Annotated in this window: 20 protein-coding genes and 2 pseudogenes; 11 read left to right on the top strand and 11 right to left on the bottom strand. The window is 57.7% G+C overall.

Going from position 1 to position 26,489, the window contains the following annotated elements:
- Nucleotides 1-30: 30 nt before the first annotated feature.
- From aceE to OJ965_RS17585, 4 genes and pseudogenes are all read left to right on the top strand, one after another.
- Nucleotides 31-2,697 (top strand): pyruvate dehydrogenase (acetyl-transferring), homodimeric type, encoded by a 2,667-nt coding sequence (gene aceE, locus OJ965_RS17600; protein WP_265137208.1) that lies wholly within the window; start codon nt 31-33, stop codon nt 2,695-2,697.
- 14 nt (nt 2,698-2,711) lie between these two features.
- On the top strand, nt 2,712-4,613 hold the full coding sequence (gene aceF, locus OJ965_RS17595) for a pyruvate dehydrogenase complex dihydrolipoyllysine-residue acetyltransferase (protein WP_150028625.1): 1,902 nt from the start codon (nt 2,712-2,714) through the stop codon (nt 4,611-4,613).
- A gap of 160 nt (nt 4,614-4,773) precedes the next feature.
- Nucleotides 4,774-6,198, top strand: a complete 1,425-nt coding sequence (lpdA, locus tag OJ965_RS17590) for a dihydrolipoyl dehydrogenase (RefSeq protein ID WP_046101230.1) — start codon at nt 4,774-4,776, stop codon at nt 6,196-6,198.
- A 49-nt stretch (nt 6,199-6,247) separates the two neighbouring features.
- A pseudogene (locus OJ965_RS17585) lies at nt 6,248-6,535 on the top strand (integrase core domain-containing protein); the annotation flags it as partial.
- A gap of 266 nt (nt 6,536-6,801) precedes the next feature.
- Here the strand turns inward: OJ965_RS17585 and OJ965_RS17580 are convergent.
- A pseudogene (locus tag OJ965_RS17580) lies at nt 6,802-7,182 on the bottom strand (hypothetical protein); the annotation flags it as partial.
- A 106-nt stretch (nt 7,183-7,288) separates the two neighbouring features.
- Nucleotides 7,289-8,188: a LysR family transcriptional regulator gene (locus OJ965_RS17575; RefSeq protein WP_265137207.1), complete on the bottom strand. Its 900-nt coding sequence runs from the start codon at nt 8,186-8,188 to the stop codon at nt 7,289-7,291.
- Between the two features lie 105 nt (nt 8,189-8,293).
- On the opposite strand from OJ965_RS17575, the gene OJ965_RS17570 reads away from it, so the two are divergent.
- The 3 genes from OJ965_RS17570 (at nt 8,294) to yacL (ending at nt 12,391) form a co-directional block, all read left to right on the top strand.
- Nucleotides 8,294-8,803 carry a phenolic acid decarboxylase gene (locus OJ965_RS17570; RefSeq protein WP_009092087.1) on the top strand — a complete coding sequence of 170 codons (510 nt, stop codon included), beginning with the start codon at nt 8,294-8,296 and terminating at the stop codon, nt 8,801-8,803.
- A gap of 419 nt (nt 8,804-9,222) precedes the next feature.
- Nucleotides 9,223-11,820 (top strand): bifunctional aconitate hydratase 2/2-methylisocitrate dehydratase, encoded by a 2,598-nt coding sequence (gene acnB / locus OJ965_RS17565; protein ID WP_111208287.1) that lies wholly within the window; start codon nt 9,223-9,225, stop codon nt 11,818-11,820.
- 190 nt (nt 11,821-12,010) lie between these two features.
- On the top strand, nt 12,011-12,391 hold the full coding sequence (gene yacL, locus OJ965_RS17560; protein WP_009092085.1) for a protein YacL: 381 nt from the start codon (nt 12,011-12,013) through the stop codon (nt 12,389-12,391).
- A gap of 72 nt (nt 12,392-12,463) precedes the next feature.
- Here the strand turns inward: yacL and OJ965_RS17555 are convergent, their stop codons facing one another.
- From OJ965_RS17555 to OJ965_RS17535, 5 genes are all read right to left on the bottom strand, one after another.
- Entirely contained in the window at nt 12,464-13,135 is a 672-nt protein-coding gene (locus OJ965_RS17555) for an SDR family NAD(P)-dependent oxidoreductase (protein ID WP_265139288.1), read from the bottom strand.
- An 8-nt stretch (nt 13,136-13,143) separates the two neighbouring features.
- Nucleotides 13,144-14,340, bottom strand: a complete 1,197-nt coding sequence (locus OJ965_RS17550; RefSeq protein WP_265137206.1) for a sialidase family protein — start codon at nt 14,338-14,340, stop codon at nt 13,144-13,146.
- 1 nt (nt 14,341) lies between these two features.
- The gene (locus tag OJ965_RS17545; protein ID WP_009092082.1) at nt 14,342-15,757 is read right to left on the bottom strand and encodes a sodium:solute symporter family protein; all 1,416 of its coding nucleotides are present in this window, start codon (nt 15,755-15,757) and stop codon (nt 14,342-14,344) included.
- Nucleotides 15,758-15,836: 79 nt separating this feature from the next.
- Entirely contained in the window at nt 15,837-16,721 is an 885-nt protein-coding gene (locus OJ965_RS17540; protein ID WP_154928413.1) for a dihydrodipicolinate synthase family protein, read from the bottom strand.
- A gap of 11 nt (nt 16,722-16,732) precedes the next feature.
- Nucleotides 16,733-17,881 carry an iron-containing alcohol dehydrogenase gene (locus OJ965_RS17535; protein WP_167432174.1) on the bottom strand — a complete coding sequence of 383 codons (1,149 nt, stop codon included), beginning with the start codon at nt 17,879-17,881 and terminating at the stop codon, nt 16,733-16,735.
- Nucleotides 17,882-18,068: 187 nt separating this feature from the next.
- On the opposite strand from OJ965_RS17535, the gene dtnK reads away from it, so the two are divergent.
- Genes dtnK through OJ965_RS17520 form a run of 3 tightly spaced genes read left to right on the top strand, consistent with a single transcriptional unit; the run spans nt 18,069 to nt 21,066 of the window.
- Complete coding sequence (gene dtnK / locus OJ965_RS17530) at nt 18,069-19,325, top strand: D-threonate kinase (protein ID WP_265137205.1); 1,257 nt, start codon at nt 18,069-18,071, stop codon at nt 19,323-19,325.
- Nucleotides 19,318-20,298: a D-threonate 4-phosphate dehydrogenase gene (locus tag OJ965_RS17525; protein WP_009092077.1), complete on the top strand. Its 981-nt coding sequence runs from the start codon at nt 19,318-19,320 to the stop codon at nt 20,296-20,298. The genes dtnK and OJ965_RS17525 overlap by 8 nt, the downstream gene beginning before the upstream one ends.
- 6 nt (nt 20,299-20,304) lie before the next feature.
- Entirely contained in the window at nt 20,305-21,066 is a 762-nt protein-coding gene (locus OJ965_RS17520) for a DeoR/GlpR family DNA-binding transcription regulator (RefSeq protein WP_265137204.1), read from the top strand.
- A gap of 47 nt (nt 21,067-21,113) precedes the next feature.
- Here the strand turns inward: OJ965_RS17520 and speD are convergent, their stop codons facing one another.
- The 3 genes from speD to OJ965_RS17505 form a co-directional block, all read right to left on the bottom strand.
- Nucleotides 21,114-21,929 carry an adenosylmethionine decarboxylase gene (speD, locus tag OJ965_RS17515; protein WP_009092072.1) on the bottom strand — a complete coding sequence of 272 codons (816 nt, stop codon included), beginning with the start codon at nt 21,927-21,929 and terminating at the stop codon, nt 21,114-21,116.
- Between the two features lie 22 nt (nt 21,930-21,951).
- Nucleotides 21,952-22,815 carry a polyamine aminopropyltransferase gene (speE, locus tag OJ965_RS17510; RefSeq protein ID WP_046101240.1) on the bottom strand — a complete coding sequence of 288 codons (864 nt, stop codon included), beginning with the start codon at nt 22,813-22,815 and terminating at the stop codon, nt 21,952-21,954.
- A gap of 100 nt (nt 22,816-22,915) precedes the next feature.
- Nucleotides 22,916-23,263, bottom strand: a complete 348-nt coding sequence (locus OJ965_RS17505) for a YacC family pilotin-like protein (RefSeq protein WP_009092068.1) — start codon at nt 23,261-23,263, stop codon at nt 22,916-22,918.
- Nucleotides 23,264-23,444: 181 nt separating this feature from the next.
- Here OJ965_RS17505 and cueO point away from each other — a divergent pair, with 181 nt between their 5' ends.
- Nucleotides 23,445-25,076, top strand: coding sequence for a multicopper oxidase CueO (gene cueO / locus OJ965_RS17500; RefSeq protein WP_265137203.1), 1,632 nt, complete (start codon nt 23,445-23,447; stop codon nt 25,074-25,076).
- On the opposite strand, the gene OJ965_RS17495 is transcribed toward cueO, so the two are convergent.
- Nucleotides 25,077-26,360: a cystathionine gamma-synthase family protein gene (locus OJ965_RS17495; RefSeq protein WP_009092062.1), complete on the bottom strand. Its 1,284-nt coding sequence runs from the start codon at nt 26,358-26,360 to the stop codon at nt 25,077-25,079.
- Nucleotides 26,361-26,489 lie beyond the last annotated feature (129 nt).

Below are 26,489 nucleotides of genomic sequence, written 5' to 3'. Positions count from 1 at the left end.
ACGTATTAGACACAGATAAGGAACACACCCATGTCAGAACGTTTACACAATGACGTGGATCCGATTGAAACTCGTGACTGGCTACAGGCGATCGAATCGGTCATCCGTGAAGAAGGTGTTGAACGTGCACAGTATCTGATCGATCAGGTACTGGGTGCAGCCCGCAAAGGCGGCGTGAACGTTGCTGCAGGATCGTCTGCTATCAGCAACTACATCAACTCTATTGCCGTTGAAGATGAACCCGACTATCCGGGCAACACCTCTCTTGAACGTCGTATCCGTTCCGCTATCCGCTGGAACGCCATCATGTCGGTGCTGCGCGCATCGAAGAAAGATCTGGAACTCGGCGGCCATATGTCCTCCTTCCAGTCTTCTGCGACCATTTATGAAGTGTGCTTCAACCACTTCTTCCGCGCGCGTAATGACAAAGATGGCGGCGATCTGGTCTATTTCCAGGGCCACATCTCTCCGGGCATCTATGCCCGTGCGTTCCTTGAAGGTCGCCTGACCGAAGAGCAGATGAACAACTTCCGTCAGGAAGTTGACGGTAAAGGTCTCTCTTCTTATCCGCACCCGAAATTAATGCCGGAGTTCTGGCAGTTCCCGACCGTTTCTATGGGTCTGGGTCCATTGTCAGCGATCTATCAGGCGAAGTTCCTGAAATATCTGGAACACCGTGGCCTGAAAGATACCTCTGCTCAGACCGTCTACGCCTTCCTGGGTGATGGTGAGATGGATGAGCCAGAATCCAAAGGTGCGATCACCATCGCGACCCGTGAAAAACTGGATAACCTGGTCTTCATCATCAACTGCAACCTGCAGCGTCTGGATGGCCCGGTCACCGGTAATGGCAAGATCATCAACGAGCTGGAAGGCATCTTTGCCGGTGCTGGCTGGGAAGTGATCAAAGTCATCTGGGGCGGTCGCTGGGATGAGCTGCTGCGCAAAGATACCAGCGGCAAGCTGATTCAGCTGATGAACGAAACTGTCGACGGCGACTACCAGACCTTTAAATCCCGTGATGGCGCCTATGTGCGTGAGCACTTCTTTGGTAAATATCCGGAAACCGCCGCGCTGGTTAAAGACATGTCCGATGATGAAATCTGGGCACTGAACCGTGGCGGCCACGATCCGAAGAAAATCTACGCGGCACTGAAAAAAGCGCAGGACACCAAAGGCAAGCCGGTGCTGATCCTGGCGCATACCATCAAAGGTTATGGTATGGGCGACACCGCGGAAGGCAAAAACATTGCTCACCAGGTGAAGAAGATGAACATGGATGGCGTGCGCTATATCCGTGATCGCTTCAACGTGCCGGTTGCTGACGATAAAATCGAAGAACTGCCGTACGTGACCTTCGAAAAAGGCTCAGAAGAGCACACTTACCTGCACGGTCAGCGTGAGAAGCTGGGTGGCTACCTGCCAACGCGTCAGCCGAAGTTCACCGAGAAGCTGGAAATGCCAGCGCTGGAAGAGTTCGGTGCGCTGCTGGAAGAGCAGAACAAAGAGATCTCCACCACCATCGCCTTCGTTCGTGCCCTGAACGTGATGCTGAAGAACAAGTCGATCAAAGATCGTCTGGTTCCGATCCTCGCGGATGAAGCGCGTACCTTCGGTATGGAAGGTCTGTTCCGTCAGATTGGTATCTACAGCCCGAACGGCCAGCAGTACACTCCGCAGGACCGTGAGCAGGTTGCTTACTACAAAGAAGATGAGAAAGGCCAGATTCTGCAGGAAGGGATCAACGAGCTGGGCGCAGGTTCATCCTGGCTGGCAGCGGCGACCTCTTACAGCACCAACAACCTGCCGATGATCCCGTTCTACATCTATTATTCGATGTTCGGCTTCCAGCGTATCGGCGATCTGATGTGGCTGGCGGGTGACCAGCAGGCGCGCGGCTTCCTGGTCGGCGGAACCTCCGGTCGTACCACGCTGAACGGCGAAGGCCTGCAGCATGAAGATGGCCACAGCCATATTCAGTCGCTGACCATCCCGAACTGTATCTCTTACGACCCGTCTTACGCCTATGAAGTGGCTGTCATCATGCATGATGGTCTGGTGCGTATGTATGGCGAAGCGCAGGAGAATATCTACTACTACATCACCACGCTGAACGAAAACTACCATATGCCAGCCATGCCGCAGGGTGCGGAAGAGGGTATCCGTAAGGGTATCTACAAGCTGGAAACGGTAGAAGGCAGCAAAGGCAAAGTGCAGCTGCTGGGCTCAGGTTCTATCCTGCGTCACGTACGTGAAGCGGCACAGATCCTGGCGAAAGATTACGGTATCGGCTCTGATGTCTACAGCGTCACCTCGTTCACCGAACTGGCGCGTGATGGCCAGGATTGTGAGCGCTGGAACATGCTGCATCCGACAGAAGAAGCACGCGTGCCTTACATCGCTCAGGTGATGAATGACGCGCCAGCAGTTGCCTCAACCGACTATATGAAACTGTTCGCTGAACAGGTTCGCAGCTATGTTCCAGCCAGCGATTACCGCGTGCTGGGTACCGATGGCTTTGGTCGCTCTGACAGCCGTGAGAATCTGCGTCATCACTTTGAAGTTGATGCATCTTATGTGGTGGTTGCTGCACTGGGTGAGCTGGCTAAACGCGGCGAGATCGAGAAGAAAGTGGTGGCGGAAGCCATTACCAAATTCAACATCGATGCCGATAAAGTTAACCCGCGTCTGGCTTAAGAGGTAAGAGAGTAATGGCTATCGAAATTAAGGTACCGGATATCGGGTCTGACGAAGTTGAAGTCACCGAGATTCTGGTGAAAGTTGGCGACAAGGTGGAAGCCGAGCAGTCGCTGATCACCGTGGAAGGCGACAAAGCCTCAATGGAAGTGCCTTCCCCGCAGGCTGGCGTAGTGAAAGAGATCAAAATCGCCACCGGTGACAAAGTAGAAACCGGCTCGCTGATCATGGTGTTTGACGCAGAAGGGGCCGCAGAAGCGGCACCTGCCGCCGCCGAAGAGAAGAAAGCGGATGCGGCACCTGCACCCGCCGCGGCAGCCGCCACCGCCAGCAAAGAAGTGGCTGTGCCGGATATCGGCGGTGACGAAGTTGAAGTCACTGAGATTCTGGTGAAGGTTGGCGATAAAGTTGAAGCCGAACAGTCACTGATTGTGGTGGAAGGTGATAAAGCGTCAATGGAAGTGCCGGCTCCGTTCGCGGGTGTGGTTAAAGAGATCACCATTGCGACCGGCGATAAAGTCAGCACCGGTTCTGCCATCATGGTCTTTGAAGCGGAAGGGGCTGCACCGGCCGCTGACGCGAAGCCAGAACTGAAAGAAGAAGCGGCATCGGCACCCGCCGCAGCGGCAGGCGCAAAAGAGGTTAACGTCCCGGACATCGGCGGTGATGAAGTAGAAGTCACCGAGATCCTCGTGAAAGTGGGCGACAAAGTTGACGCTGAGCAGTCACTGATTGTGGTGGAAGGCGATAAAGCGTCAATGGAAGTGCCTGCGCCATTCGCGGGTACCGTCAAAGAGCTGAAAGTGGCGACCGGCGACAAAGTCAGCACCGGATCACTGATCATGGTGTTTGAAGTCGAAGGTGCCGCACCGGCCCCGGCGGCAGCGAAGCAGGAAGCCGCACCGGCCCCGGCTGCGAAACCAGAAGCTAAATCTGCGGCGCCTGCTCCGGCAGCCAAAGCGGACAGCAAAGGTGAGTTTGCCGAGAACGATGCGTACGTTCACGCTACCCCGGTGATCCGTCGCCTGGCGCGTGAGTTCGGTGTGAACCTGGCGAAAGTCAAAGGCACCGGCCGTAAAGGTCGCATTCTGAAAGAAGACGTGCAGACTTACGTGAAAGAGGCGGTGAAACGCGCTGAAGCGGCACCGGCTGCGGCAAGCGGTGGCGGCCTGCCAGGCATGCTGCCATGGCCGAAAGTGGACTTCAGCAAGTTTGGCGAAGTCGAAGAAGTCGAACTGGGTCGTATCCAGAAAATTTCGGGTGCGAACCTGAGCCGTAACTGGGTGATGATCCCGCACGTTACGCATTTCGACAAAACCGATATCACCGATCTGGAAGCGTTCCGTAAGCAGCAGAATGCCGAAGCAGAGAAGCGTAAGCTGGATGTGAAGTACACCCCGGTGGTGTTCATCATGAAAGCTGTCGCTGCCGCGCTTGAGCAGATGCCACGCTTCAACAGCTCGCTTTCCGAAGATGCGCAGAAGCTGACGCTGAAGAAATACATCAACATCGGTGTGGCGGTCGATACGCCAAATGGCCTGGTGGTTCCGGTCTTCAAAGACGTGAACAAAAAGGGCATTACCGAGCTGTCGCGTGAGCTGATGGCGGTGTCGAAGAAGGCGCGTGACGGTAAGCTGACCGCGGGCGACATGCAGGGCGGATGCTTCACCATCTCCAGCCTGGGCGGCCTGGGAACCACGCACTTCGCGCCGATTGTTAACGCGCCGGAAGTGGCTATCCTGGGTGTGTCTAAATCGGCGATGGAGCCGGTGTGGAACGGTAAAGAGTTTGCGCCGCGTCTGATGATGCCAATCTCTCTCTCCTTCGACCACCGCGTGATCGACGGAGCTGATGGTGCAAGATTCATCACCATTATTGGCAATATGCTCTCAGACATACGTCGTTTAGTTATGTAAATGTGAAGAAGGCCGGCGGATGCCGGCCTTCCTTTAACGTTTCGTCGCGTCACGGTTGGCAGTTTGTTAACAATTCTGTAAACTCTTGCGGTGAAAGTCCCGGTGGAACAAGGGCATTATAAGAACGTCTGACCCGCCGGATATCAAATAAGAGGTCATGATGAGTACAGAGATTAAAACCCAGGTCGTGGTACTTGGGGCAGGTCCTGCAGGTTACTCTGCAGCCTTCCGTTGTGCGGATTTAGGTCTGGAAACCGTACTGGTAGAGCGTTACAGCACCCTTGGCGGTGTGTGTCTGAACGTCGGTTGTATCCCCTCTAAAGCGCTGCTGCACGTTGCCAAAGTGATCGAAGAGGCGAAAGCCCTTGAAGAGCACGGCATTGTGTTTGGTCAGCCCTCTACTGATATCAACAAGATTCGCAGCTGGAAAGAGAAGGTGATTAACCAGCTGACTGGCGGCCTGTCAGGAATGGCAAAAGGTCGTAAAGTCAAAGTGGTTAATGGCCTCGGCAAATTCACCGGTGCTAACACCCTGGTGGTGGAAGGTGAAGGCGGCGCGACCACCATCAACTTCGATAACGCCATCATCGCTGCGGGTTCACGCCCAATCGAACTGCCTTTCATTCCTCATGACGATCCCCGCGTCTGGGATTCAACCGATGCGCTGGAACTGAAAGAAGTGCCGAAGCGTCTGCTGGTCATGGGCGGCGGTATCATCGGTCTGGAAATGGCGACGGTGTATCATGCGCTGGGTTCAGAGATCGATGTGGTTGAGATGTTTGACCAGGTTATCCCGGCTGCGGATAAAGATGTCGTCAAAGTCTTTACCAAGAAAATTAGCAAGAAGTTCAACCTGATGCTGGAAACCAAAGTGACCGCCGTTGAAGCAAAAGACGATGGCATTTACGTTTCAATGGAAGGCAAAAAGGCACCGGGTGAAGCGCAGCGTTATGACGCCGTGCTGGTGGCTATCGGTCGTGTGCCGAACGGTAAAGGTCTGGATGCCGGTAAAGCGGGCGTGGAAGTAGACGATCGCGGCTTTATCCGCGTCGACAAGCAGATGCGTACCAACGTGCCACACATCTATGCTATCGGCGACATCGTCGGTCAGCCAATGCTGGCGCACAAAGGCGTGCACGAAGGCCACGTTGCGGCGGAAGTGATCTCCGGTCTGAAGCACTACTTCGACCCGAAAGTGATCCCATCCATTGCCTATACTGAGCCAGAAGTTGCCTGGGTCGGTCTGACCGAGAAAGAAGCGAAAGAGAAGGGCATCAGCTACGAGACTTCCACCTTCCCGTGGGCTGCCTCTGGCCGTGCTATCGCTTCAGATTGTGCAGACGGTATGACCAAACTGATTTTCGATAAAGAGACGCACCGTGTCATCGGTGGCGCGATTGTCGGCACTAACGGCGGCGAGCTGTTAGGCGAAATCGGTCTGGCGATTGAGATGGGTTGTGATGCGGAAGATATCGCGCTGACCATCCATGCTCACCCGACCCTGCATGAGTCAGTCGGTCTGGCAGCAGAAATCTTCGAAGGCAGCATCACCGATCTGCCTAACGCGAAAGCGAAGAAGAAGTAAGTTTCCGCTGCTGACGAAAAAGCCTCCAATATGGAGGCTTTTTTTTGGTCTGGATTATGCGAAGACCAAAGCGATGTCACCACAGACTAACGGCATCTGCGATGCGCTTCCACATGACGATATTGCAGGAAGATGGCGTTCCGCAAAAGCGGTATGGTGAACCCGACACATTACAATCTGATCTTGATGACTGGCTGGCTCACTTAATAATCAGCGAACTCATCAGGGGAAAATGTGCCCTGTCCGGACGCTTATGGAAATATTACCTGATGGAAAAAGCCTCTGGGCTGAGAAGAATTCAATCCAAATGTACTCTGATAAATACCTGTATAAATAACGGGTAACTTTCAGATGAAGTCTGAGCTGATAAAACTGAGTATGGCCCCATGAGAGGCTTACTGATTTGGCCGTTCAGGTAAGACCTTACCTATCAGATAGACAACTCCGATAGACAGACCAATCGCCATCAGCCGCTCATGCCAGGTTTCATAGTGAAAGAACCAGTAGCAGCACAGAAGTAGCAGTAACCCGCCTATGATCGCACCTGACACCTCTATAAGGCTATACATGATGCGTTTACCTAAGCTCCGCTTAGCAGGCCCATTATCTCGCATTAGCGTTTACCTCCTTCTCTACCATTTCAATGATCCGTTCAAAAGCCGGTTGCCCTTGCGTTCGCTTCACATTGAGAGCTTCTAAGAACGGGTTCAGAGCTGGCTCAAGTAGGAAGTAGAGTAAATCATAGTTCCTCACGCGTAATGCGTTATAGACTTCAGGATTGCTCTTTTGCAGCTTTTCAGAGGTATAGATACATCTCTCTGTCATGCCACCAATAAGCAGGGCATTACCAATCAGACCACCTCTGACCGCAACAAGGAACGAGCTACGCTGCGCAATGGTAGTTGCTAACCTTCCTGCTATTAATGAGTTCGTAAGCGTCCGGCCAGCAACTGAAGCCATCGTTTTGCTATAGATAGCGTTCTGCGCTGGTGTTCCACGCTTTAGGGGGATAAACCGCAGCTTCATCTTTGGAATACGTTTTTTTGCATGTTCCCCGCGTCAACGGAAACAAACTCAGCCTCCTTAGCGCTCAGCGACGCGCTCCCCATACCGCCACCCGCTCCACAAACATCTGCGCCAGGGCCGCAATGGCGCTGTTGCCGGGCAGCCTCTCTTCATTGATATACATCACCAGCGAACTGCTGCGTCGGCGGCCCTGCAACAGCGGCAGGGGGCGCAGTTCACCGCTCTTCAGCAGCCCGGCGATATTCTGTTCCGGTAACCAGCCATAGCCCAGCTGATGCTGGACTGCTTCAATCGCGGCGGAGAGCGTCGTGAAGGACCAGTTCTCCGCCTGATCGCCACTGACCTCGGATTGCTGCTGTTGCTGCCGATCCAGGATGGTGATGCAGGGCCAGCGAGCCAGCGTGGCGGCACTCAGCGGGGCGGGTTCACTGTGCAGGGGGTGATCCCGATGGGCAACGGCCACGAAATCGACGCTCATCAGGCTCTCGCCGGCAACAGGGGCATCGCCATATTGCGCGACCAGCCAGAGGTCAGCCTGCTGCTCAGCCAGCCTTTCCGGCGTTTCGCTGCGAACAATTTCGCTGAACCAGATGCGGACATGGGGGTAGTGCTGCTGAAAGGTCTGCAGCACATCAAACAGCAGAGGTTTAGGCAGCGTCGCGTCCACCATCAGATCGATGCGCGAACGTTCACCCCGCTGCAGTGCATGCGCCTTAGCTTCAAGCGCGCTGAATCCCTCCAGCAATGGACGAACCTGAGCCAGTAGCTGATGTCCTTCGGCAGTGAGGACGGCGCGACGCCCCTCCTGTTGCAGCAGAGTCAGACCCAGCCGCTGCTGAAGCAGGCTAAGCTGATAGCTCAGTGAAGACTGGCTGCGATGATGCTTTTCTGCAGCCAGCGCAAAGCTCCCTTCATTCACCACCGCGTCGAGCAGCGCCCACTGTTCCAGTGTCGTTTTATACATGGTAACTCATCGAAAAATTGGATTATTCAGTGCTAAAAATAGCGTTATTCATCTCATCTGTAACGCGTAATAATCTCCTCAAGGCAAATAAATGAGGAATTGACCATGAGCACTTTTGATAAACATGATCTGTCAGGCATCGTTGGCAAACACCTGGTTTACACCTACGACAACGGCTGGAATTACGAGCTCTACATCAAAAATGCCAGCACGATCGACTATCGCATCCACAGCGGCATGGTGGGTAATCGCTGGGTTAAAAATCAGCATGTCTATGTCGTCCGTCTGGCGCAGGATGTCTATAAAGTTTCCTGGACTGAACCTACCGGCACCGATGTCAGCCTGGCCGTCAACCTGGCGGATAAAATCTTCCACGGCACCATCTTCTTCCCGCGCTGGGTAATGAATAATCCGGAAAAAACCGTCTGTTTCCAGAATGACCATCTGGAAGAGATGGCTGCCTTCCGCGAAGCAGGTCCGGCTTACCCAACCGAAGTCATTGACGAGTTCGCGACGCTGACCGTAATCCGCGATGTGGGCGAAAATAACGAAAGCGTGATCGACTGCCCGCCCGATCAGCTCCCCGCTGACTTCCCGGAAAATCTGAAAAACTGATAGCAGGCAGAAGAGGTCTTCAGGGCCTCTTCTGCGCCGCTGTGTCTGGCCGGTGGCATCGATGGCCAGTCCTGCAAACCGCACCTTTCTATTCCTGCCCGTTATCGATTCGGCCCTGATACTTCTCTTAAACCGCGATAAACCTGACATTTTCCGGGGCTAATTTCCCCGGCATGCGGTACGCTCGGGACTGTCCGTTTACGCACAGTCAGCCCGCGCAGACGGCGAACCGGACGGGCAGAATGGGCGTAGTCGATTATGTTGTATTTTTGTAAACAGATTAACAAACAGACGAAATCCTGCTATTCTGCCCTCCGCGAAACCGGGCACCTCAACCTGGACAAGAAAAGGGAAGGTTGTTCTCCATAAGTGAGCAAGGTGGTCGGAAAGCCCTACATAATGAGAGCGAGGATAACGTCGTGCTAGAAGAATACCGTAAGCACGTTGCCGAGCGTGCTGCCCAGGGAATTGTTCCTAAGCCTTTAGAGGCTTCCCAGATGGCCGCGCTGGTTGAACTGCTGAAAAATCCACCTGCGGGTGAAGAAGAATTTCTGACCGATTTACTGGTCAACCGAGTCCCACCTGGCGTCGATGAAGCGGCGTATGTCAAAGCCGGTTTCCTGGCGGCTGTTGCCAAAGGCGAAGCAACCTCTCCTCTGATCTCTCCTGAAAAAGCGGTCGAACTGCTCGGTACCATGCAGGGCGGTTATAACATTCATCCGTTGATCGAGGCGCTGGACGACAGCCGACTGGCCCCCATCGCGGCCAAAGCCCTTTCACACACCCTGCTGATGTTCGACAACTTCTATGATGTCGAAGAGAAAGCCAAAGCGGGCAATGAATACGCGAAGCAGGTCATGCAATCCTGGGCCGATGCGGAATGGTATCTGTCACGTCCTGAGCTGGCCGAAAAGATCACGGTCACGGTATTCAAGGTAACGGGCGAAACCAACACCGACGACCTCTCTCCGGCCCCGGATGCCTGGTCACGTCCTGACATCCCGCTGCACGCTCTGGCGATGCTGAAAAATGCCCGCGAAGGCATTGAGCCGGATGAGCCGGGCAATATCGGCCCGATCAAACAGATCGAAGCGCTGCAGGCCAAAGGCTATCCGCTGGCTTACGTCGGTGACGTGGTCGGAACCGGCTCATCCCGTAAATCCGCCACCAACTCGGTGCTGTGGTTCATGGGCGACGACATCCCGAACGTGCCAAACAAAAAAGGCGGCGGCGTGGTGCTGGGCAGCAAGATTGCGCCTATCTTCTTCAACACCATGGAAGATGCGGGCGCACTGCCGATTGAAGTGGACGTCAACGACCTGAACATGGGCGATGTGATCGACATCTACCCCTACAAAGGTGAAGTGCGTAACCACGAAACCAACGACCTGCTGGCCAGCTTCGAACTGAAAACCGAAGTGCTGATTGATGAAGTGCGCGCCGGTGGCCGTATTCCGCTGATCATCGGCCGTGGCCTGACCACCAAAGCGCGCGAGTCGCTGGGTCTGCCGCACAGCACCGTATTCCGTCAGGCGAAAGATGTTGCGGAGAGCACCCGTGGCTTCTCACTGGCGCAGAAAATGGTCGGCCGCGCCTGTGGCGTGACCGGTGTGCGTCCGGGCGCGTATTGCGAACCGAAGATGACCTCCGTGGGCTCGCAGGATACCACCGGTCCGATGACCCGTGACGAGCTGAAAGATCTGGCTTGCCTGGGCTTCTCTACCGATCTGGTGATGCAGTCCTTCTGCCACACCGCCGCCTATCCTAAGCCGGTCGATGTGAACACGCACCACACGCTGCCAGACTTCATCATGAACCGTGGCGGTGTCTCACTGCGTCCGGGTGACGGCATTATTCACAGCTGGCTGAACCGTATGCTGCTGCCGGATACCGTAGGAACCGGCGGCGACTCCCATACCCGTTTCCCTATCGGCATCTCTTTCCCGGCCGGTTCGGGCCTGGTGGCGTTTGCCGCGGCAACGGGCGTCATGCCGCTCGATATGCCGGAATCGGTCCTGGTGCGCTTCAAAGGCAAGATGGAACCCGGTATTACCCTGCGCGATCTGGTTCACGCCATTCCGCTTTATGCCATCAAACAGGGCCTGCTGACCGTTGAGAAGAAAGGTAAGAAAAACATCTTCTCTGGCCGCATCCTGGAGATTGAAGGTCTGCCGGATCTGAAAGTTGAGCAGGCGTTTGAACTGTCCGATGCGTCAGCAGAGCGTTCTGCGGCGGGCTGTACCATTAAGCTGGATAAAGCGCCAATCATCGAATATCTCAACTCCAACATCGTGCTGCTGAAGTGGATGATCGCAGAAGGTTACGGCGATCGTCGTACGCTGGAGCGTCGCGTGGAGAGCATGGAGAAATGGCTGGCCGATCCTCAGCTGCTGGAAGCCGATGCGGATGCGGAATACGCCGCCGTGATCGAGATCGATCTGGCTGATATCAAAGAGCCGATCCTCTGTGCCCCTAACGATCCTGACGATGCCCGTCTGCTCTCGGACGTTCAGGGCGAGAAGATCGACGAAGTGTTTATCGGCTCGTGCATGACCAACATCGGTCACTTCCGTGCTGCCGGTAAGCTGCTGGACAGCCACAAAGGTCAGCTGCCAACCCGTCTGTGGGTGGCGCCGCCAACCAAGATGGATGCCGCACAGCTGACTGAAGAGGGCTACTACAGCGTCTTCGGTAAAAGCGGTGCGCGTATCGAGATCCCGGGCTGTTCACTCTGCATGGGTAACCAGGCACGTGTGGCAGACGGTTCGACAGTGGTTTCCACCTCGACCCGTAACTTCCCGAACCGTCTCGGTACCGGCGCTAACGTCTATCTGGCGTCTGCCGAGCTGGCTGCCGTTGCATCACTGCTGGGCCGGCTGCCCACGCCTGATGAGTATCAGCAATTTATGGCGCAGGTCGATAAAACGGCCAGCGACACCTATCGCTATCTCAACTTCGACCAGCTGGCGCAGTACACCGACAAAGCGGAAGGCGTGATTTTCCAGACCGCAGTCTGATCCTTCACCTTGTAAGCATGCATAAGGGGCGATGATTCGCCCCTTTTTTTCGTCTTCGCGCCGGTCACCGGCACGATCAAAAGCTGGATTTCGCCTGACAGCCTGTAATAATGCGCGACGTGTCACATTATGCTGCAAAGCCAGCCGTGACACTCATTGAGTGACGCGACGACGTTGAGAGGAACGGGCGATGGAATATGAATTTTTACGCGATGTGACCGGACAGATTAAGGTCCGCATGTCGATGGATCATGAAGCGGTCGGCCACTGGTTCAACGAAGAGGTGAAAAACGATCCGGGTCTGCTGGATGAAGTCGAAGCCGCTATCGAAGACGTCAAAGGCAGCGTGCGACAGTGGCAGCGCATCGGCAGCGAATACACCATCCTGGTTGATGAGGAGGAGGTGATGATTCGCGCCAACCTGCTGGCGCTGGAAGATGACGGCATGGAGGAGGGGATGAACTACTATGACGAAGAGAGCCTCTCATTCTGCGGCATTGAAGATTTTCTGCTGGTCATCGCCGCGTACCGCCAGTTTGTTAACCAGTATGGCAATCCCGTCCGGCGTTAAATGCCGGACGATCGCCTCAGGTGGCGCTTCACGTCTGGCCGGGATGTGAAACCGCCCGGCGCCAGGGGCAGCTTAGCTCAGCGAGGCGCCACCGCAGATCACCAGTTGCTGCCCGGTGATTGCCGCTGCTGAGGGAGAGAGCAGGAACGCCACCAGATCGGCCACTTCCTGCGGCTGAATATAGCGGCCTATTGGCGGCAGGCGCGGCGGTGAACTGGCGCGGCCCGGCTGGTTCAGCATCGGTGTTTCGGTCGCACCGGGGGCCACGATATTGGCGGTAATGCCACGCGGAGCCAGTTCTGCCGCCCAGCTGCGCACCATGCCGATCATCGCTGATTTGGTCGCCACGTACTGACTGCGGCCTGCGGCACCGCCTGACGTACGGCTGCCCAGCAGCAGCACTCTCCCGCCTGCCGCCATCCGCGGTGCAAAATGGTTCGCCAGCTGTTCCGCAGCGGCCACGTGCAGCTGCCACAGACGGGCGCTGGCCGCCAAATCCAGTTCCCCCAGCGGCGCGGCCTGCATCATACCCGCGGCATGGATCACCGCCTGCGGCACAGGCAGTTGCTCCAGCAGCGCCTGCAGGGCAGCGCTGTCACTGATATCGATCTGATGACTCTGCCAGCCCGGTTCTGTGCGGCAGACCGCCGAACGGCTCAGGCCGATCACCTGCCAGCCGTCACTCAGTAAGCGGTCACAAATCGCCTGACCGATGCCGGAGCTGGCACCGGTCACCAGCGCCATCCGTTCATTCACGCGTCACCTCCCTGCACCCATGACTCCTCAATCCGCACATATTTGATCGCCTGACGATACCAGGTATAGGCGATATGCAGTTCGCCATGCAGACCCTCTTTGATGCTGGGATAGGAGAACTCACGGTTTAACTTCTGCTGCGAGTTATTGGTCATACAGTAGCCATCGCCTTCGTCCAGGTTGCGCTGCAGCGGCCAGCTTTTGCCGCCATCTGTTGAGATCGCCAGCGTCATGGGCGCACGGGGCGCACCCCAGAAGGCGGTACGGCCGCTGTGTACCACCGGTCCGGCGGCAACCGCCACCTCACCGTCCTCTTCATCATCTTCAATTTCGTCATAGAGCGACAGGCGACGTTCGCTGGCACCTTCAGCGCTCATGGCGTTAAACACCAGCGCCAGATGACCGTTGCGCAGCGTCGTGACCTGAATAGAGGAGTTGTTATTTGGCAGCGACAGCGCTTCGGGTGCACTCCAGCTCTCACCCTGATCAAACGAGCGGCTCTGGTAGATGTGATCGGCCCAGCGACTGCGGTAGAGCGCCAGCAGCGAGCCATCCTCCAGCAGGGTGACGTTCATATGGACGCAGCCGGTGCTGTCAGGCACGCTGACATCGCGCCAGCTCCAGCCTTTATCCTCCGAGATCTTCACGGCGCTGACATCATAGTTACCCACCCATTTTTCACCGGGCGGCGTCAGGCAGTAAAAGACCGGCAGCAGCCAGTTACCATTCGGCAGCACCACGATCGGCTGACGAATAAAGGTGCCAGGCTTATCCAGCAGGGTGTCGATCGCGCCCCAGCTCCGGCCCAGATCGTGAGACTGACGATAGCGCACGATGGCGGTGTCCTGATTACCGGACTTCTGCGCCGTCCAGAGCAGCCACAGGACCTGATCGGGATCGAGGAACAGCACCGGATTCTGCTCGGACCGCGTCGGATCCTCAGAGAGTTTCTGCGCCTCACTCCAGCGATCGCTGCCGTTCTGCAGCCGTGAACACCAGACAGAGATATCGGCGATCCCCTCCTGGGTGCCGCCAAACCAGACGCAGAGCAGATCGCCATCCGGCAGCGGCAGCAGGTTAGCCGCATGGTTTTGCGGGCAGGAGGAGGGCAGCATCGCAACCTGCTGCGCGCTATCCTGCGGATGCGGCGCAAGCTGGCCGGTGCGTTCGGCGGTGACGGTTTCCTGAGTCATATTAGGCTCCACTCTTTTGTGCATTGCGTTGCGGTTGAGGCTGAGACTGGCGTGACGGGATGCAGCGGTCAATCACCATAATGATCGCCGGCGTGGCCAGCGCCACATACATATTATCGATGCCAAACGGATTCCCCATCAGGAACCAGACGGAGGTGACCAGACAGGAACCAATCAGACCGGCGTTGGCGCCGCGTGTGCTTTTAAACCACGGCAGATAGAACGCCATGATCGCCACGACGGTGATCGACAGGCGAATCGCGCGGGTAAAGAAGGAGAGCTTCAGCACTTCCGGGAAGAACAGCACAAACAGCAGCGGAAAGAAGCCGATGGCAATCGAGAACCAGCGCGTCACTTTGAACTCGCGCTCTGGCGTAGGGTGACGGTAAGGGACATAAAAATCTTTCACCACCAGCGAGGCGATCGCCAGCGCCACGGTGCCGACGCTGACGAAAATCGATGCCACCAGCGAGGTCGTCACGATGCCAGCCAGCCAAGGGGACATATCCTGCAAAAACACCGGCAGGGCATAGAGGCTCTTGATGTCGGGATGAGCAAACTTCGCCGCCACGCCGATCAGTGCCATCGCCAGGCCGATAGGCAGGCAGAAGAAGAAGGCGACCCACGTGGCACGCTTAGCGGATTTGACATCTTTGGTCGAGGAGATCGCCTGGATCACAAACTGGGTGCAGAAGATCGAGCCCACGGTTCCGATCAGCCAGGCCACAATGGTACTGGCCCCGACGTGACCATCCCACGTCCAGTAGAAGGCGGGCATTTTCTCGATCATCGGGGCCACGCCGCCGGTCATCTTCAGCGCCACGTAGAGGATAATCAGGATCCCGATGTACTTAATGGCGCTGTGCAGCAGCGTCACCCAGGCCACCCCTTTCATGCCGCCAAACGCGAAGTAGAAGGTACTCACCACCGCGGTAATAAAGGCCGCCTGGGTCAGGTCGATCTTCAGCACGGTAGAGATCGCCGCCGCGCCGCTGATGTAGTTGCCGACGTTCACCAGCAGCAGCGCATAGATCATGATCAGCGAAATGATGTTTTTGGTCGAACTGCCATATTTTTCGGCGATCGCTCCGGAGATGGTGATCTTACCGGTGTTGTAGATGCGCTTCACCAGGATCAGACCAAACAGCGGGAAGCCAATCGCCGCGCCGATCACTGACCAGGAAGCGGCGAAGCCATTTTCAAAGGCGGCCTGCGCAGTGCCGATCGTGGATTTTGCCCCGATATATTCCGACATCAGCATGATGCCGACGATAAAGGCGGGCATGGCGCGGGAGCCTTCCATAAAGTCACCGCTGCTTTTACTGCGCAGCCGCCAGGTCAGCCAGGTGGTGAACAGGATATAGGCGACCACCATGCCTACGATCAGTAAGGTGCTCTCAGTTGAAAATGCGTTCATCATAACCTCGATTGTGCTGGCAGATGGCGACCATCAGGTTCGTTCTCATCTGACCGGTAGGAGACAAAGGCGATGGCGTTTATTGCAGGTAGTGGGTGACGATCTGACGGATCTGCTGCTGCTCTTCGGCGCTGAACTGCACCGCATAGCGGCTTTCACCCACCTCGAAGCCCAGCAGGCTGACCGCTTTTTTCACGGCGGCCGGTGAGAAACCGATGCTGTAGAGCGCCGTGCGCAGACCGGTGACGTTCTCCTGAGCCTGCTGCGAACCGGCAATATCGCCGGCAGCGAAGCGCGCCCAGATAGCGTTAATCGCCTCCGGGGCCACGTTGGCCAGCCCGGAAATGGCGGCGGAGCAGCCCTCAACAAACCCCTGATGGATCAGCGAGTCGGGGCCATTCAGCACATCAAAACCGTCACAGTCGGCGGTGGCCTGCAGGAAGCCGCGCAGGCTGTCATAACTGCCCGCCGAATCTTTGATGCCGATGATGTTGGGATGGGCGGCCAGCGTGCGCACCGTTTCCGGCTGCAGCGTATTGCCGGTGCGCGCCGGGATGTTGTAGAGGAACAGCGGCACCGTCAGCGCGTCAGCCACGCGCCGGTAGTGATCGATCAGCTCCTGCTGTTTCAGCGGCACAAACCAGGGGGTGATCGCAGAGACGGCATCCACGCCCAGGCGGGCGATCTGTGTGCCCAGCCGGATCGTTTCACGCGTCGAGATTTCGCCGATGTGCGCTACTACCGCCGCGCGGCCGCTGACTTCATCCACGCAGGTGGCGGTGACGGCGAGCTTTTCCTGCTCGTTCAGCACAAAGAATTCGCCGTTGGTGCCGCCGCAGAAGATGCCGTTACCGGCCCGGAGCTGTCGTCTGACCTGCTCACGCTGTCTCACCGGATCAAAAGCGCCGTCACGATCGAAAGTGGTGACGATGGCGGTCAGTACGCCGCTTATTTTCTTATTCATGACAATCCTCATTACGCCTGGCAGGAAGGAAACAGGGTCAGATAGACCGCGCGCACATCGTCAGCGGTGACCGCCATCGGGACATTTTTCATCAGGCGCTGCACGTCGAGCGCGGCTTCCACCAGATAGGGCAGGTGATCCGGGCCGATGCCCAGCGCTTCCAGACTGGCAGGCAGCTGCAGACGCGCCACCAGTGCGGTGAAGTAGTCGACCAGCGCATGGGATTTCGCTTCATCACTTAATCGGCGGTCAGCGTCGGGCAGCAGGTCATAGGCCTGAGCGAACTTACTCACCGCCGCCGGACGGACAAAGCGCATGCAGGGGGCCAGCAGAATGGCATTCGCCACGCCGTGCGGCAGATGATATTTGCCGCCGAGCGGGTAGGAGAGGGCGTGCACCAGATGCGTGCCGGCATGGGCAATCGACGCGCCGCCATAATAAGAGGCCCACAACATCTCCAGTCGTGCCTGCAGATTCTCCGGCTCCCGCAGGGTGGTTTCGAGATTGGCGAACAGCTTCTTCATCCCGATCAGCGCATAGTTATCGCTGACCGGATTGGCGACGCAGGCGGTAAAGCACTCGATCAGGTGGCAGAGGGCATCAATACCGGTTGAGGAGGCGATGTGTGCGGGCATGCTGGTGGTGAGTTCCGGCACCAGCGCGACGACATCGGGCAGCATGATCGGGGAAATAATGCCGACTTTGGTCTCCTTCTCCGGGATCGCCAGAATCGCATTGGGCGTGGCTTCTGAGCCGGTACCCGCAGTGGTCGGAATCAGCATGGAGCGGGTGCGGTGCTGCGGTTTCTCCCCCGCCAGCAGGGCTTCCAGCGACGGGGCCGCATCCACGCACAGCACCGACAGCAGCTTTGCCACATCCAGCACGCTGCCACCGCCGATACCGATCACCATGTCAGCCCTGCGCGACGTGAGTGCGGCAAGAAGGGCGGCCACATCATGCTGGCTCGGCTCGGGGGGAACACTGTTCACCACGCTGATGTGGGGGATCTGCTCCCGGAGTTGCCCCAGCAGCGCCTGCACCGCCGGAATCGCTTCAATGTTCCGGTCAGTTACCACTACCGCGGATGAAACCCCCTCCAGCAGATAGCGCATGTCGTTTAACGCCTGATAGCCGCTGATCACCGTGCTGTTAATGTTCATTTCATACCCTTATATCGATCGCGTCTGAGCAGATGATTAACTTTGCTCATCTCAATGCGAGGTCAGTCACTCTGTATGGCTCATTTTATAGGGCATATCGATTTCGATTAATTTGAAGTTGCTCACATATAATCAATTATGATTGAATATAATCAATGGCAACGGCAATCGCCTGACAGGAGTGAGGATGGGCTCATCATTATGGAAAACGCCGGTACTGGTCATCGCCGATGACTTTACCGGTGCCAACGATGCGGGAAGCGGACTGGCGCAGGCCGGCGCAGGCGTTCAGGTGCTGTTCGACACCCAGGGCGCGTTGCCAGAGACGGCAGATGTGCTGGTCGTCAGCACGGAGAGTCGGGCGATCAGCGCCACCCAGGCGGCAGAGCGCGTTACGCAGGCGGTGCGGCACTTCGCGGCGCAGTTTCAGCACGGCTGGCTGTTCAAAAAGATCGACTCCACGCTGCGCGGCAATATCGGCGCTGAAACGGCGGCGGCACTGAAGGCCAGTGCGAAAACGCTGGCGCTGGTTGCACCGGCGGTGCCCCGACTGGGCCGCACCACGTGCGGAGGTCACGTCCGGGTCCATCAGCGTCTGCTCACGGACACCGAATTTGCCAGCGATCCGAAAACCCCGATCGCCAGCGCCAGCGTTCTTGAACAGATGCAGATCGCCGGCAGCGTGCTCGATCTTGCCACGCTGCGCAGCGACCGGCTTGATGCGGTGCTGGCGGCGGCGCACGGCATCGTCGTGGTGGATGCTGAAACCGGGGCGGACCTGGCGCGACTGATCGCCGCGGCTGCGCGGCTGCGCGAGACGCCGCTGCTGGTCGGTGCCGCCGGATTAAGCGATGCGCTGGGCGCCGCGCTCCGGGTACGGCTTCCCCGGCCGGTGCTGGCGGTGGTGGGATCGATGAGCGAGAGCGGGCAGCAGCAGGTTGCCACGCTGCTCAGCCAGCGTGACGCAGCGAGAGTGGATGTCGATATCCGGCAGCTGTTCCGGCAGCCCGCCTGGCCCGATCGGGATCGCTGGATCGACGAGGCGGCTGCGGCACTGCGGGCCGGTCGCCATACGGTGATCACCACCTGCCAGCACGAGGCGCAGCGGCACGAGATTGCGCAGCTCTGTCAGCACTTCAGCATGACGCGCCAGCAGCTGGGGGAGGCGATCTGTCAGTTTCTCGGCGAGATCACCTACCGGCTCTGCCGCACTGCGCAGCCGCATGCGCTCTATCTGTCGGGAGGGGATGTGGCGATGGCCGTCGCCCGGGCACTGGGTGCCAGCGGCTTTACCATTCAGGGTCTGGTGGCGGGCTGTGTGCCGCACGGGGTTCTGCTTAACAGTGAATTTACTCTGCCGGTGATGACCAAAGCGGGTGGCTTTGGTGATGAAAACACCCTGGTAGCAGCCATTGATTTTATTGAGGAGAAGTCGAGTGAGTAAAATTATTGCGATCACCATGGGCGACCCGGCGGGCATCAGTCCGGAAATCATCATTAAATCGCTCTCTGAAGGTGAGCTGAATGGCATTCCTGCCGTAGTGATTGGCTGCGCCAGTACGCTGCGCCGCATTCTGGCGATGAACATTACGCCCCAGGCCGAGCTGCGGGTTCTTGACCGGGTGCAGGATGCACGCTTTGCTCCGGGCATCATCAACGTGATTGACGAGCCGCTGGCTGACCCCGACGCGCTGAAACCTGGCGTGGTGCAGAAAGAGGCGGGCGATCTGGCGTGGCGCTGTGTGAAACGTGCTACGGCGCTGGCGCTGGCGGGCGACGTGCAGGCGATTGCCACCGCGCCGCTGAACAAAGAGGCGATGCATGCGGCCGGCCATCTCTACCCGGGGCATACGGAGCTGCTGGCCCACCTCACTGACACCCGGGATTACGCCATGGTGCTCTACACCGATAAGCTGAAGGTGATTCACGTCACCACTCACATTGCCCTGCGTAAGTTCCTCGACACGCTGAACCAGCCGCGCATTAAAACGGTCATTGGTATGGCGGACACTTTCCTGCGGCGCGTCGGTTATCAGGCTCCGCGCATCGCCGTGGCGGGCGTCAATCCCCATGCCGGAGAGAACGGGCTGTTTGGCGATGAGGAGATCACCACCGTTGCACCTGCCATTCAGGCGATGAAAGCGCAGGGGATTGATGTCGCCGGGCCGTGCCCGCCGGACACGGTGTTCCTGCAATGCCAGGAGGGGCACTATGACATGGTGGTCGCGATGTACCACGATCAGGGGCATATCCCGCTGAAGCTGCTGGGCTTCTATGACGGCGTCAACATTACCGCCGGCCTGCCGTTTATCCGCACCTCTGCGGACCACGGCACCGCCTTTGATATCGCCTGGACAGGTAAAGCGAAGTCTGAGAGCATGGCGATCTCCATCAAACTCGCGATGCAGCTCGCATAGGGAAATATGAAGGGACAGAGCCGTCTTGACCAGATTATGGATTATCTGAAAAGCCATAATCTGGTGACTGTTGAGCAACTGGTCAGTGCGATCTCCGCCTCACCCGCCACGATTCGCCGTGATTTGATCAAGCTGGATAAAGAGGGCGTGATCAGCCGCAGTCACGGTGGTGTCACCCTGAATCGGTTTATTCCCGCCCAGCCGACCACCCTGGAGAAGATGCAGCGTCACCTGGCGGAGAAGCAGGCCATTGCGGAGTGCGCCGCCAGCTTTGTCCGGGCAGGCGATGCCATCGTGCTGGATGCCGGCACCACCATGCTGGAACTGGCGCGTCAGCTGACGCATCTGCCGCTGCGGGTGATCACGGCCGATCTGCACATTGCGCTGTTCCTGTCGGAATTTAAGCAGATTGAGGTGACGATTATCGGCGGACGGATTGATGACTCCAGTCAGTCCTGCGTGGGGGAACATGGACGCCGGTTGCTGCGCAGCATCAATCCCGATATCGCCTTCGTCAGCTGTAACTCCTGGAGCCTGGAGCGCGGCATCACCACGCCGACCGAGGAGAAAGCGGGGCTGAAACATGACCTGCTGGCCAATGCGGCTCGCCGGGTTCTGCTGGCGGACAGCAGCAAATATGGTTCCTGGTCGCTGTTCTGCGCGGCACCGCTGGATGAGCTGACCGACGTGGTTACAGACAGCGGTTTAGAGGACGTGGTCTGCCGCACGCTGCGCGAGCGCGGCATTGCGCTCGCGCTGACAGCCTGAGAGACAGTACGCGCAGGTTACCGCCGGTAACGCTGCGCGCCGGGTGATTACAGCGTCTTCAGACCAACAGAAGGGATGTTTCTGCCGTAGTAGATCTCACGCATCTCTTTCCACAGCAGGTCGGTGATGCGTTTGTGCTCCTGCGGGCTGAGATCTTCCGGACGGGTGTTAAACAGGTAGTGCTTCAGCTCAAACTCTTTCAGCAACATCTTGGTGTGGAAGATGTTTTCCTGATAGACGTTCACATCCACCATGTCATACATCGCCTTCATATCTTCAGACATGAAGTTCTGAATCGAATTAATCTCGTGGTCGATAAAGTGCTTCATCCCTTTCACGTCACGGGTAAAGCCGCGTACACGGTAATCGACGGTGACGATGTCTGACTCCAGCTGGTGGATCAGGTAGTTCAGCGCTTTCAGCGGTGAGATCACGCCACAGGTTGAGACTTCAATATCCGCGCGGAACGTGCAGAGTCCGCCTTCAGGGTGGCTCTCCGGGTAGGTGTGCACGCAGATATGGCTCTTATCCAGATGGGCCACCACCGAGTTGGGCAGGGGACCCGGATGTTCTGAGTTATCGATATCTTTTGGATCGATCGGCTCTTCGCTGACCAGAATCGTGACGCTGGCTCCCTGCGGCTCATAATCCTGACGCGCGATGTTCAGCACGTTGGCACCGATGATGGAGCAGGTCTCGGTCAGGATCTCCGTCAGGCGATTCGCGTTATATTGTTCATCGATATAGGCGATGTACCCATCGCGTTCAGCTTCAGTATTCGCATAGCAGATATCGTAAATACAAAAACTCAGGCTTTTCGTCAGGTTGTTGAAGCCATGTAGTTTTAGCTTTTGCAATTTCATTCACCCCCTTAGAAATGTGCTGTCAGCACGCGGCAGACAGCGCATTCAACAGATATTGTGGCAGGGCAAAGCTGCCGGTATGGATGGCTGGCGTGTAGTAACGACAGGCCAGGCCAGCGGCCTCGAAACGCGCCTGTAGCGTGGCGGTATCCAGGTGGCGCAGCGCCGGATTGTCGCTCGCCCAGGCAAACGTCATGATGCCGCCGTAGTAGGTCGGGATCGCGGCCTGATAGAAGCTGACATCCGCAAAGTAGTGACCCAGCTTGCGATGGCTGTTCACCGCCTCATCCTGCTGCAGGAAGCAGACGCCATTCTGTGCCACAAAGATGCCATTTTCATTAAGGGCCGCTTTGCAGCCGGCATAAAATTCAGAGGTGAACAGACTCTCACCCGGACCAATCGGATCGGTACAGTCGGAGATGATCACATCGAATTTTTCCTGCGTCTGATTGACGAAGTTTACCCCGTCATCGATCACCAGCGTAAAGCGCGGATCGTCGTAGGCGCCTGCGCTGTGGTTAGGCAGGTACTGGCGGCAAAAGGTCACGACGCCCGCATCGATCTCCACCATGGTAATCTTTTCGATCTGGGAATGACGCGACACTTCACGCAGCATCGCACCGTCACCACCGCCAATGATCAGCACGCTCTTCGCGGCGCCGTGCGCCAGCAGGGGAACGTGAGTCATCATTTCATGATAGATAAATTCGTCACGCTCGGTCGTCTGAACCACACCGTCCAGCGCCATGACGCGACCCATCGCGGCATTTTCGAAAATGATTAAATCCTGATGCGCAGTTTTTTCACGGTACAGCTCTTTGTCTACCGTAAAATACTGGCCAAAACCGGCATGAAGGGTTTCATGCCACGTTTCATTGTGGGCCATGGTGCTCTCCTCTGATGTCGCCATGAAGATGGGCGGCACATCATAGCTAACACTGACCGTGGTTGCACGGTCAAATGTCCGGCAGCAGAGGGCGGGGGCGTTACCTGACGTAAGCCAGCAGGCTCAGTGAATCGCGGGCCAGAGACTTGCACTTTTTGTCGTTGGTGATGGCGATGCCGCTGAGGTCGCGATAGCTCTCTTCGCCCAGCGCTTTCATGTTGTAGTTGCTGTAGTTGCTTAAATCCCAGCGGTTCTGCTGAGCAAAAAAGACCAGCGCTTTGCGAATCTGCGCGTCCGGAAGATCCTGATAGCCACAATCATTTTTCAGATAGACGAAAACCGCCGTGAGATCCGCCAGATCTTCCGCTTCGGATTCACTCAGGGCAAAACTGGTGGAGGAGAAGCCAAGGAGTCCCGTCAGCAGCAGGATCTTGATGCTTTGCTTCATAGTCGTTCTCTTCAATGGATATTGTTAATGACGTTAGCACAGTTGCTCTCAGGTTTTCGATTAATTTGCCGTGGTGAGCCGCTGCGCCGCCTTTTTTCGTCAGATTCTCACGGGTAGCGCTTGACCTTCCCATAAGGTCAGGGTTTAGGCTGTGCGCTCTGATGCCACAAGGATGATCACCATGCAACGTCGCCACTTCCTGAAACTCACCGCCGCACTGAGTGCAGCCGGAGCGTTACCGCTCTGGAGCCGTTCGCTGATGGCGGCACCCCGTCCGCTGCTGCCGATTCCCTCTTTGCTGGAACCCGACGCCAGAGGCACATACAGCCTCACCGCCATGCAGGGGAGCACGCTGTGGAACGGCAAAGCGGTGCCGACCTGGGGCTACAACGGCAGCCTGCTGGGGCCGGTACTGCGGCTACAGCGCGGCCAGCCGGTGACGGTGAACATTCATAACCGGCTCAGCGAAGCGACCACGCTGCACTGGCACGGGCTGGAAATCCCTGGCGCGGTGGATGGCGGACCCCAGGCGGCGATAGCCCCCGGCGGCTCGCGTCAGGTCTCCTTCACGCCCGATCAGCCCGCCGCAACCTGCTGGTATCACCCTCATCTGCACGGCAAAACCGGGCATCAGGTGGCGCAGGGGCTGGCGGGCCTGATCCTGCTGGAAGATAAAGAGAGCGGCACACTGCGGCTGCCTGTGCAGTGGGGCGTGGATGATGTGCCGCTGATTTTTCAGGATAAGCAGCTGACTCAGGATGGCCGCCATATCGACTATCAGCTCGACGTGATGCGCGCGGCGGTAGGCTGGTTTGGTGACATGATGCTGACTAACGGGGCGCACTATCCGCAGCATGCGGTGCCGCGCGGCTGGCTGCGTCTGCGCCTGCTCAACGGCTGTAATGCCCGGTCGCTGCACGTTGCCGCCAGTGATAAACGCCCTCTCTATGTGATCGCCAGCGACGGCGGTCTGCTGGCGGAGCCGGTCAGCGTCGAGGCGCTGCCGATCCTGCCGGGCGAGCGCTTTGAGGTGATGATCGACACCTCCGACGGCAAAGCCTTTGATCTGGTGACGCTGCCCACCGATCAGATGGGGATGACGTTGCCGCCATTCGATCAGCCGCTGCCGCTGGTGCAGATCCTGCCGCTGCGGGTGATGGCCAGTGCCACGCTGCCGGATCGGCTGGCGACGCTGCCCGCTCTGCCCGCGACAGAGGGGCTGCACACCCGCTGGCTGCAGCTGATGATGGACCCGCAGCTGGACCAGCAGGGGATGCAGGCGCTGATGCAGCGCTATGGCGAGAAAGCAATGGGCAAAGGCGGGCATCACGCGATGCCGCAGAGGCAGGGAAAAGCCGGGGAGACGGGCGACCATCCGGCGATGGCGCAGGCGCACGGCTCATCCGCCGCGCCGATGGATCACAGCATGCACGGTATGGCGGGTATGGCGCAGCCAGCGGGTTATGATTTCCGAAACGGCAATAAAATCAACGGTCAGGCGTTTGATATGACGAAACCGTCGTTTGCGGTGAAGCTGGGCGACTATGAGAAGTGGACGATCTCCGGCGAAGGCGATGCGATGCTGCATCCGTTTCATATTCACGGCACCCAGTTCCGCATTCTCTCTGAGAATGGCAAACCGCCAGCGCCCCATCGCCAGGGCTGGAAAGATATGGTCAATGTCGACGGCTGGCGCAGTGAGGTGCTGGTGCGCTTCAACTATGTCGCCGCCGCCGAACACGCTTATATGGCCCACTGTCATCTGCTGGAGCATGAAGATACCGGCATGATGCTGGGCTTTACCGTGAGCTGATTACGCCTGCTCCAGCGCCAGCTTCACATCTTCAATCAGGTCGCCCGCGTTCTCAATGCCAATCGACAGCCGCACCGTGGCGTCAGTGATACCGATCCGCTGACGCACCGCCTGCGGCACGCCGGAGTGGGTGGTGCTGCCCGGATGGCTGGCCAGCGACTCGGTGCCGCCCAGGCTCACCGCCTGCTTGAACAGCGACAGCGCGTTGAGGAAACGGAACGCCGCAGGCTGGCCGCCTACGATATCGAACGAGAAGGTCGAACCGGCGCCGCTGCACTGCTCGCGATACGTTTTGCCCTCGGCGCTCTCCGCGTCGAGATAGGGCAGCCAGTGCAGCTTCGCCACTTTCGGGTGATCGCGCAGAAACGCCGCCACGGCTTCCGCATTCTGCCAGGCCTTTTCCATGCGCAGCGACAGCGTTTCCAGCGATCGGCTGAGCATCCAGCTTGAGTGCGGGTCCAGCTGGGTGCCGATGGCGCTGCGCAGGGCGCGCACTTTTGCCATCAGTGCTTTGCTGCCCATCGCCGCCCCCGCAATCAGGTCCGAATGTCCCCCCACATATTTAGTCAGCGAGTAGAGCGAGAGATCCGCGCCCAGAGTCAGCGGCTGCTGGAACAGCGGGCCGAGCAGCGTGTTGTCGCAGGCGATAATGGGGCGCGAACCCTGCTGCTGGTCAATCTCATCAGCGATACGCGCCATCAGACGAATGTTGACCAGGCTGTTAGTGGGATTCGCCGGGGTTTCAATCAGGATGATCGCCACGCGGCCCTGCGCCATCGCCTGCTGTGCCGCCTCACGTACTCTGGCCTCATCATTGCCGTCGCTGAAGCCGACTGCGCCAATCTCCAGATTGTGCAGCGTCTTGCTGAGCAGGGTTTCGGTGCCGCCATACAGCGGCTGGGAGTGCAGGATCACTTCGCCGGGACGGGCAAAGGTCAGCAGGGTGGTGGCGATGGCGGCCATGCCGGAGGAGAAGAGCGAACAGCTCTCCGCCTGCTCATAGACGGCCAGCCGATCCTCCACGATTTCGCTGTTAGGGTGGTTAAAGCGGGAGTAGACCAGCCCGCCCGATTTGCCCTCTGGCGGCTCGCGCCGGCCGGAGACGTAATCGAAAAAATCGCGTCCCTCTTCGGCGCTGTCGAAGACAAAGGTGGAGGTCAGAAAGACTGGCGGCTTCACCGCGCCTTCTGACAGGCGGGGATCGTAGCCATAGTTCAGCATCTGCGTTTCAGGGTGCAGCGGCCTGTCGCCGATATGCGTTTTCTTGCTTGAAGGTGAAGTCATTGTGATCTCCGGCCTGCGGCGCGAGTAGGGTAACGATATGTTGGATAAAGGCTACCATGCAGCGAATCATGCTGGTAAATGCCGTAATGTTCTAAGGTAATGCGCATTTGAGCCAGCCGCAGACGACCG

The organism is Pantoea anthophila (genome assembly GCF_026104315.1).
Lineage (GTDB): Bacteria > Pseudomonadota > Gammaproteobacteria > Enterobacterales > Enterobacteriaceae > Pantoea > Pantoea anthophila.
This window is presented reverse-complemented; position numbering and strand designations above follow the sequence as displayed.